Source organism: Desulfobacterales bacterium (assembly GCA_021647905.1).
Classification (GTDB): domain Bacteria; phylum Desulfobacterota; class Desulfobulbia; order Desulfobulbales; family BM004; genus JAKITW01.
The window spans coordinates 1-9,161 of the sequence record JAKITW010000096.1 but is presented as its reverse complement, the minus strand read 5'-3'; the positions used below and the strand labels follow the sequence as shown (position 1 = coordinate 9,161).

Sequence of the window (9,161 nt, the reverse complement as noted above, 5' to 3'; positions counted from 1 at the left end):
GTAAGGTTTCGGTAAACCCCGTACGTTTGAGGTTGGACCGGGAAAGGGGTTTTCTTATACCGAACGGTGTAGCGGACCCTGAGCCGCGGCCGTGACGGCAAAAGCGGAATTTGAAACAACTTCGGCAGGATATGCTTATGGATTCCGAATCACCGTTGCGGCGAAGCGAGTTCCTGCTTGATAGCCTGTTTATGAACAGCCGGCCCTTCTCAATGGAGCGGCCGTTGGTAGAAGAAGACCCCTTTCCCGACATGAGGGGGGTACTGAATGTTTACGTTATTGATTATTGGTGAGAGATTATAACATCCCGTTACCATTAACAAATAACTATTAACTTTTTTCACCGCCCACTACCCACTGTTTTTTCTGTCCTCTGTCCTCTGTCCTCTGTCCTTCTGTCCTCTGTCTTCTGATCACCCTCGCGCCGGTCAGTGACCAGGTTTTTCAAACCGGCCAGCGAGTCGGCCAGATCGACCTTCTCGTCCATCTCCTGGCGCAGAAAATCATTGACCGCGTTGATCCGGGTCAGGGCGTAGTCGATCTTGGCATTGCTGCCCGCCACATAGGCCCCGATATTGACAAGGTCCTCGGCCTCTTGAAAGGTCGCGAGAATTTCCCGCAACTGCCCGGCCTGGCCCAGGTGTTCGGCAGTGACGATATCCCGCATTACCCGGCTGGTCGAGGCCAGGATGTCAATGGCCGGGAAGTGGTTCCTGGCCGCCATCTGCCGGGAGAGAACAATATGGCCGTCAAGGATCGAACGTACTGCGTCGGCAATCGGCTCATTCATGTCATCACCTTCCACCAGCACGGTGTACAGCCCGGTAATCCCCCCGCCGCCGCGAAAGTTGCCGGCCCGTTCAAGCAGTTTCGGCAGGGTGGCGAACACCGAAGGGGTGTAGCCCTTGGTGGTCGGCGGTTCGCCAATCGCCAGCCCCACCTCCCGCATCGCCATGGCGAAACGGGTGACCGAATCCATCATCAACAGGACGCTCAACCCCTGGGCGGAAAAATGCTCGGCAATCGCCGTGGCGACAAAGGCACCGCGTTTACGCAGCAGCGGCGACTGGTCCGAGGTTGCGACCACCACCACCGAGCGGGCCAGCCCCGCTTCGCCCAGGTCCCGTTCGATAAACTCGCGTACCTCCCGGCCACGCTCACCGATCAGGCCAATGACATTGACATCGGCCCGGGCATGACGGGCCATCATCCCGAGCAGCACGCTCTTTCCCACCCCGGAGCCGGCCATGATCCCCAGCCGCTGCCCCAGACCACAGGTCAGCAGGCTGTTGATCGCCCCCACCCCGAGATCAAGCGGCCGGTCGATCTTGCGGCGCTGCATCGGTCCCGGCGGCAGGGCGTAGATCGGTACCTCGCTGTCCGGCGCTGGCAGCGGGGAACCATCAATGGGCTCGCCCTGGGCGTCGATGACCCGGCCGAGCAGGCCCGCCCCCACTCCCATTGCCGCACTGCTGCTGCGGACCCGGATCAGACTGCCCGGTCCGAGCCCGCGCAACTCTCCCAGCGGCATCAGCAGGGCCTGCGAGTCACGGAACCCGACCACTTCCGCCGGGACCGGGTCCCCGCCGCCGAGCGGGGTCAGTTCACACAGGGTACCCACCGAGGCCTCCGGACAATACCCTTCAACCACCAGACCGACGATCTTGGTGACCTTGCCGCGCACCTTCAGAGTGGAGACCGTGCGCACCTGTTGCAGCAGACGTTTCATCTATTCGTCCGCCACGGTTGCCTGCAGCCGCTGTCTCAGTTCTTCGAGCTGCCCCTCGATGCTGGCGTCGACCTGGCCGAGTTCCGACTCGATCAGACAGCCGCCCCGGCTCACCTTTTCGTCGGCCTCCAGGGTGATGTTCTTCAGGCCGCTGACGCTGGCCAGAAACAGGGGTTTGTTCTCCACCACAACCGCCAGGTCGTCCGGGTGGACCTTGACATGATATTCATCAGAGTTGATCGCGCTCTGCAACGCTGTCCCCAGGGTCGAAAGAATGACCTCGTGATTAGCCTTGACCTCGCAATGAATGACCTGCTCGGCAACCGCCAGGACCAGCCTGAGCATGTCCTGCGTACTGTTCTTCAACACATTGTTCCGCAAACGGTCCAACTCTCCCAGGCCCGTTGCCAGGGCACCGAGCAGTTGGTTAAGTTCCTGCTCCTGCTGCTCGCGGACGGTTGGCCCGGTGGCGCCGCCAAGTTCCTCCCGCAATTGCGCGGAAACAGGAGGGGCCGGGGCAACGGCCGGGGCCGGGCTCGACTGGCAGAGTTGCACCAGTTGAAACTCATCGCCGGGCCGGCCGGGGCAATCCGCGGCAACGGCCAGATCCGCCTCGGCAAAGCGCAGGCTCTGCAACATGTCTGGAGCGGCCTGTTTGTGGATCTTCACCTCAGACCAGGACATCACTTGCCCCCCGTCCCGGAATGGCCAGCTTGCCTTCCTCCTCGAGCCGCATCGCGACCTGGATGATTTCCTGCTGAGCCGCTTCAACGTCAGAGAGACGCACCGGCCCCATTGCCTCCAGGTCGTCCTGGATCATCTCCGCGGCCCGGCTGGAGATATTACTGAAGACCTTGTCCTTGATTTCCTCCCCCGCGGTCTTGAGCGCCATCACCAGGGTATCGTTGTTGATCTCCCGCAGGATGGTCTGAATCCCCCGGATGTCGATGTAGACCAACTCGTCAAAGGTGAACATCTTGCGCCGAATGGCCTCGACCAGGGCCGGATCATTGGTCTCCATCTGGCCGAGGATGATCCGGTCCTTTCCCTTGGTCATCCGGCCGAGGATATCGACCACCTTGTCGATCCCGCCCACCTGCTGCTGGTCCCGGCTGACCACCATGCCGATCTCCTCACGCAGCGACTCTTCAATCTGGCGGATGACCTCCGGCGACACCTTGTCGATCTTGGCGATGCGATACATGATGTCCGCCCGGATATCCTCGTCAAAGAAATCGATGATCTTGCTGGTGTGTTCCGGGGTCTGGGTGGAAAGGATCAGGGCCACGGTCTGGGGATGTTCCCGCTCCAGCAGACCGGCAACCATCCGCGGCGGCATCATGGCAATGGTCTCCAGGGGACGGAAACTCACCCCGGCGGCCAGCTGTTCCATGAGCATCTCCCGGCGCTCCGGGTTGCTGCTGCCGGCAATGGCCTTTTGCACGAACTCCTCGCCCTTGACATAGATGCCGGCATTTTCTTCCTGGGCCTTTTCAAACTTACTGATCACCTGGCGGGCCAGATTGGCCGGCACATGGTCCATGGCCATCATGCAACGGCTGATCTTGCGGATATCTCCGTTGTCCAGTTCCTCAAACACCTTGGCCGCGGCCTCTTCACCGAGACAGAGCAGAAAGATCGCCGCCTTTTCCACCCCGGACAGACGTGACAGCTGCATGAATTCCATGATTGATCAACCCTCCCGCAGCCAGGATCTGATGATCTGCGCATAGGGCGCCTTCTGGCTGATAACCTGCTCGCGCAGCCGCTTGCCCAGGTCCATGTCAGCGGCGAGGGGCAGGGCCTTCTGCCCCTCGCCGCCGGTCCCGCCGGCCATCTCGGCCTCGATTTCACCCACCGTCTTGAGCGGCGTCACCACCCAGTCCGGCCGGCGCAGGATTTTCAGCAGCGGCCGGACGAGCAACAGGTAGACAAGCAGGGCGGCCAGCGCCAGCAGCCCGTACTTGACAAAGGGCAGGTAGATGTAGATATCGCTCATGGGGGCCGCTTCCCGCACCGGTCCGATCTCGAACCCGTTTTCAAAGGGGAGGGAGTTGATCTCGAACTTGTCACCCCGGGCCGGGTCCACGCCGATCGCGCTCCGCACCATCTTCTCGATAACAGCCAGTTCCTCAACCGTGCGCGGGACATAGGTGGGCTCCGAGCCGGGAGCCGAGCCCGCGGCCGGGGTCCGGCGGTCGGCGACCAGCACGGCCACTGACAGGCTCTTCAGGGCGCCGGCCGGCAAGACCTTCCGGCTCACCGTCTTGCTCAGTTCATACTTGACCGTTTCCTCGCTGCGGCTCGTGCCCGCGGCTCCGGCGCTCACCCCGCCGTTCTTGAGGTTGGCAGCCACCCCGGGCACCCCGGCAGCCGTCTGGCCGCCGCTCTTCTCCTCGGTGACCAATTCGCTGCGGACCACGCTGCCGTCCGGATCATAGCGTTCCTCGGTCTGTTCCAGGCGGGAGAAATCAACAGTCGCCGTCACCCGGACCACTGAATTACCCAGGCCCAGGGCCCGGTCCAGCAGCGACTGGGCCCGCCCCTCCAACTGCCGTTCCAGCGACAGCTGACGCTCGATCAACCCGGAAGATGCCAGCCCGTCGACCTCGGCCCGGGGCGGCCGGGAAAGGATCCGGCCGCTGGAATCGACCACTGTCACCCGGCCGGGGTCCAGTCCCTCGATGCTGCCCGCAACCAGGTTGATCACCCCCTGAACCTGACTCTCCTTCAGGGCCGAGCCGGGCACCAGCTTCAGGATCACCGACGCGGTGGTATCCTGTTGCTGGGCCTGGAACACCCGCTTTTCCGGCATGACCAGGTGGACCCGGGCCGTCTCCACCGGGGCCAGCGAGGAGATGGTCCGGCTCAGTTCACCCTGCAGGGCCCGCAGGTAATTGACCTTCTGTGAAAAATCGGTCATGCCGAAGCTCTGCTTATCAAAGATTTCAAAACCGACCCCCCCGCCCCGGGGCAGACCGGAACCTGCCAGCCGCAGACGGGCTTCATATACCTGGTCCGCTGGAATGTGGATCGTCGTGCCGTTGTTTTCCAGCCGATAGGGGATCTTCTGCTCCTTGAGCCAACGGATCACCTCGGCCCCGTCTCCGTTGGCCATGTTGGCGTACAACAGCCGGTAATCAGCATGGCGTGCCTGCAGGATAATGGCCCCGAAAATTCCCACACAGACCAGGGCCACCACGATCAGCAGCAGTTTGCGTGAGTTGGGCCAGTTTTTGAGCTGGGGCGCGCTGGTTTTCCCGATGTCTTCAGCCATGGCAATAGTTATCTCAAGATAGGTTTAAAAAGGTATTGGACGGATAATCAGACCTGCATCCGCATGATTTCCTGATAGGCCTCAATCACCTTATTGCGCACCTGAACCATCATCCGCAGCGAGATGTCGGCCTTTTCCACCGCGATCATCACCTCGTGGAGATTGCGCGATTCACCGATCTGGAAATTCTCAACCGCATGGTCGGCGGTCATCTGGTTCCGGTTGACCTGGGCCACTGCCGACCGCAGGGTCCGGGAAAACCCCTCGGCCACCGGCCCGGCCGGCACGCCGGGCCCGGCCAGGGGCAGGGCCTTGAGGTAACTGACCAGGGTGATATCTTTCATCACTTGATTACCTCCCTATTTCCAGGGCCTTGAGCGCCATGCGCTTGGCAGCCTTGATTGAGGTGACATTGGCCTCATAGGCCCGGGTGGCGGTCATCATATCCGCCATCTCCTCGAACAGGCTGATCCCGGGCATGGCTACCAGGCCATCGGGGTTGGCGTCGGGGTGTGAGGGGTCGTAGATCATCCTGGGCGGCTCGGCGCTGTTGCGGATTTCAGCCACTTCGACCCCCTGGACGACCCCCTGGAGGTTCTGTTCGAGCTGGTGGGCAAAGATGTTCCCGGTGCTGCGGAACACAACCTCCTTCTTCCGGTAGGGCCCGCCTTCCGGGGTCCGGGTCGTCTCGATATTGGCAATATTCGAGCTGATGGTGTTCAGCCGCAGCCGCTGGGCCTTCATGGCCGACGAACTGATCTTCATGGAATCAAACAGGTCCATTGATACACCCTCCTGAATTTAGCTGAAATTGATCCCGGGCCGCGCGACTCCGGGCCACCGGGCCGGCTATCTGCCTCCCTGGATAACGTAACGAAGCAACCCAAACTTCTTGCTGATCATCTGGGTGGCAGCCTCGTAAAGCATCTGGTTCTCCGCCAGGGCGATCATCTCCTCTTCAAGGTCGACCCCGTTACGGTCGCCGATGCCGCCCGGGTCGCCGGTCCGGACGACCCGGGGCCGGACATGTTCGAAGTTGCCGGCCGCGGCCGGCAACGGACCCGGGTCCCGGACATCCCCGGCAGCGGAGTTGGCCAGGGCCCTTTTCAACCCATCCTCGAACCGTAGATGGACGGCCCGGTAACCCGGGGTATCGGCATTGGCGATATTCGCCGAGATCACCTGCTGATTCTGCATCCGCAGGTCCAAGGTCTTCTGCAGCAGACCGATGGTCCGGTCAAACAGGCCTGTCCGGGGCATCACTTTCCTCCCTTAAGTCAATTTCCTGGATCCGCGGGACTATCTTGCCCCGGCCATGGCCAGCATTTCCCGGGCCAGGTTCCGCCAGCAGGGGTCCCTGCCCTTGTCGGCCAGTTCCTGTAAAAAGTTTATCCCGCGCTGGTGTTCGCCCTGGTTCAGCAAGATCTGGGCGCTCCGGTAACGGGCCTGGTCAGCCAACCCATCCAGGGCGATCAGTTGCCGGAAAATCGCCAGGGCCGGCCCGGGCCGGCCCTGGCGCAGCAGCTGTTCGGCACGCAGCAACCGCGTCCCGGGCCGGTCACCGGGAGCAGCCGCGGCCAGCAGGTCGCCTAACGGACCGCTGTCCGCGCCGTTACGCACCGCCAGGGCCAGGTGCAATTGATCGCTCAGAATCGAAATCTCCGGGGCTTCCCCCTGAAGTTCAGGCAGCAGGGTCGCGGCCTCATCCAACCTGCCCAGGGCCAGAAGCGCCCGGCCCTGGAAAAGCCGCAGCCGGAGCAGGAATTGCCCGGCCGGGAACCGCTTGCGATAGCGGCGTACCGCAGTGGAGACCTCCTGATAACGGCCAGCGGCAAAGAGCGACTCCACCAGCGGCAGGTAAAACCGTTCTTCCGCTGCCGTGCCCTCGGCAATGGCGAGCATATAACCGCAGACCCGGTCGGCCCGGCCGGGCAGCCCCAGATCGAGAAACGCCTCGGCCACTGCCAGGACAAAGTCCGGGGTCTGGACATAGGTGGCCAGCAGATCACGGTTCTGTTCAACCAGGACCAGCGCGTCAAGGGCCCGGCCCGCGCCCACCAGTTCGGTAACCAGCGGCTCCAGCTTTTCCAGGGTCAGGAGTTCAGCCTCTCGGCGCAGGGAACTGCCGGCAAAATCCCGGCGGAACCTCTGTAACAGTCCAATCCCCTGCTGTTCTTTTCCATCAAGAACCAGGGCCAGGGCATACTTGAATGCGGCTTCCCCGCGCAGAACCAGGCCGGGGGCGGTGCTGGCGATGACCTTATACGCATTGCTCCAGTCCGGGACCCGGGACCTTGCATCCCCAACCATCATCAGGTCGAGTTCCTTGAGCCAGGCCCGGAAGGCCCCTTCGCTGCCGGGGTAATCCTTGCGGATCGCCGCGAACCGGACCGCCGCTCTGCCGGCCGCGCCCCTGGCCAGCGCGACCCTGGCAGCGGCGAACAATGCCAGGGCCCGTCTTTCGGGTTGCCGGACCCGGCCGGCCAGACGGATATAGGTTTTTTCAGCCGGCGCCAGTTCGCCCTGCTGTTCAAGGGTCAAGGCCAGGTGCGCCAGTGAATAAGGGTCAAGGCTGTCCGCACCCGCCTGGGCCAACCATTCTCCATAGCCCGCCCGGGCCTGGCCGTACCGGCCCAGGGCCGCCCGGGCATCGGCGGTCCGCAGCAGCACTGTCCGGGAGAGCCGGGCCGGGCCGGCGCCGCCGGTGATCCGCGTCAGCATCTGCAGGGCCTCCCCGGGACGCCCGGTGGCCAGATACACCTCGGCAAGGAGCAACCCGGCCCGGGCCTCCCGGGCGGATTGCCCCTTTTCGCCCCCTGGGCGGGCCAGGTCGTTGATCTCACTGGCAGCACCGTAAGGATCGCCGGCCCGGGCCCGGCCGACGGCGAGCAAAACCTTGAAGGTGTTCAGATCCGGAGATGCCGGATAGGCGTTGCCGAACCGCCGGTAAAGTTCCAGGGCGGACTCGTAATCACCTCCCTGGATAAGGGCCGCGCCGTGCAACAGAAGATAGGACTGTTGATCAGCCGGCAGCACCTCGGCCGCGGGCAACCGGCGCAGCAGGGCCAGGGTCTCGGGCCAGCGGCCAGCCAGGCTGTGCTGCCAGGCCTGCTGGAATAGCCCGGCCGGGGCCTGTTTCGATCCTGGGCCGGGCAGTTCGGGCAGGGTGTAACGAACCGGCATATCCCAGCCGATGGGGGTCCGGTACTCCTGATAAAAAAACTTCCAGCGCTGCGCATAGCGTGAACGGACAACTACCCGGACGTTGGTGCCGCTGCCGTTGATTACGGACACCCCGCGCAGGCGGGTGGCAATGGCCGGCCGGACCTTTCCGGTGCCGCTGTTCCAGCTGATATGCAAGGCCAGTTCATGCTTGCCCCCGCCGGACACCACCCTGGCCCCCCGGGGAGGCCGTACCAGCAGGAAGGAAACCAGCAGATCCGGTCCCTTCTGGGCCAGGAGAATCCGCAGGATCGAACCGTCCTGGGGCAACCGGCCGAGCGAAGCGCCGACAGTGGTGCCGGACAGCAGCAAGTCAATTCTTTGACCCGAGATCTTGAGCCGGAACTCCGGCCGCGCAGTGATGGCAAGACCCAGAACCGTTTGCCCCAGGGTCTCGTTCTTAACGATGTTCTGCAGCAGCGCCCGTTCCCCGGCGTGGACATTGGCCGCCGCCAGAAGCAGATAGAGGCAGGCTGTCAATACAGTATGGATCACATGAAACCTCGACTTAAAAAAATTGGCTCGGGTTTAAGCCGTGGATACTGCCAGTTTCGTGCCAGCGCCGGCAACACCGGCAAAAAAAACAGCCGGCCGGCGGGCCGGGGAATAACACCATAATCAGCCGGGAGATGTGGCGCGCTGCCGGCGCGGACAACCCATTGCAGGACAATCCGCAACAGATAAGCAAAAGGCGGGTAAGGTTTCGGTAAACCCCGTACGTTTGAGGTTGGACCGGGAAAGGGGTTTTCTCTTATAGCGAACGGTGTAGCGGACCCTGAGCCGCGGCCGTGACGGCAAAAACGAAATTTGAAACAACTTCGGCATGATATGCTTATGGATTCCGAATCGCCGTTGCGGCGAAGCGAGTTCCTGCTTGATAGCCTGTTTATGAACAGCCGGCCCTTCTCAATGGAGCGGCCGTTGGTAGAAGAA

9 protein-coding genes are annotated in these 9,161 nt (G+C 62.6%); 1 reads left to right on the top strand and 8 read right to left on the bottom strand.

Annotation, left to right across the window (positions count from 1 at the left end):
- Positions 1-137: 137 nt before the first annotated feature.
- Positions 138-293 (top strand): hypothetical protein, encoded by a 156-nt coding sequence (locus L3J03_11625; protein ID MCF6291629.1) that lies wholly within the window; start codon positions 138-140, stop codon positions 291-293.
- A 47-nt stretch (positions 294-340) separates the two neighbouring features.
- Here L3J03_11625 and L3J03_11620 read toward each other — a convergent pair whose 3' ends face one another.
- From L3J03_11620 to L3J03_11585, 8 genes are all read right to left on the bottom strand, one after another.
- On the bottom strand, positions 341-1,729 hold the full coding sequence (locus L3J03_11620) for a FliI/YscN family ATPase (GenBank protein ID MCF6291628.1): 1,389 nt from the start codon (positions 1,727-1,729) through the stop codon (positions 341-343).
- Entirely contained in the window at positions 1,730-2,413 is a 684-nt protein-coding gene (locus tag L3J03_11615) for a flagellar assembly protein FliH (protein MCF6291627.1), read from the bottom strand.
- Positions 2,400-3,416: a flagellar motor switch protein FliG gene (gene fliG / locus L3J03_11610; protein ID MCF6291626.1), complete on the bottom strand. Its 1,017-nt coding sequence runs from the start codon at positions 3,414-3,416 to the stop codon at positions 2,400-2,402. Before fliG ends, L3J03_11615 begins: the two co-directional genes overlap by 14 nt.
- A 6-nt stretch (positions 3,417-3,422) precedes the next feature.
- Positions 3,423-5,006: a flagellar M-ring protein FliF gene (fliF, locus tag L3J03_11605; GenBank protein ID MCF6291625.1), complete on the bottom strand. Its 1,584-nt coding sequence runs from the start codon at positions 5,004-5,006 to the stop codon at positions 3,423-3,425.
- A gap of 47 nt (positions 5,007-5,053) precedes the next feature.
- Entirely contained in the window at positions 5,054-5,350 is a 297-nt protein-coding gene (fliE, locus tag L3J03_11600; GenBank protein ID MCF6291624.1) for a flagellar hook-basal body complex protein FliE, read from the bottom strand.
- 7 nt (positions 5,351-5,357) lie between these two features.
- The gene (flgC, locus tag L3J03_11595; GenBank protein MCF6291623.1) at positions 5,358-5,789 is read right to left on the bottom strand and encodes a flagellar basal body rod protein FlgC; all 432 of its coding nucleotides are present in this window, start codon (positions 5,787-5,789) and stop codon (positions 5,358-5,360) included.
- A gap of 66 nt (positions 5,790-5,855) precedes the next feature.
- Positions 5,856-6,266 carry a flagellar basal body rod protein FlgB gene (flgB, locus tag L3J03_11590; GenBank protein ID MCF6291622.1) on the bottom strand — a complete coding sequence of 137 codons (411 nt, stop codon included), beginning with the start codon at positions 6,264-6,266 and terminating at the stop codon, positions 5,856-5,858.
- A gap of 39 nt (positions 6,267-6,305) precedes the next feature.
- Positions 6,306-8,723 carry a tetratricopeptide repeat protein gene (locus L3J03_11585; protein ID MCF6291621.1) on the bottom strand — a complete coding sequence of 806 codons (2,418 nt, stop codon included), beginning with the start codon at positions 8,721-8,723 and terminating at the stop codon, positions 6,306-6,308.
- Positions 8,724-9,161: the final 438 nt, after the last annotated feature.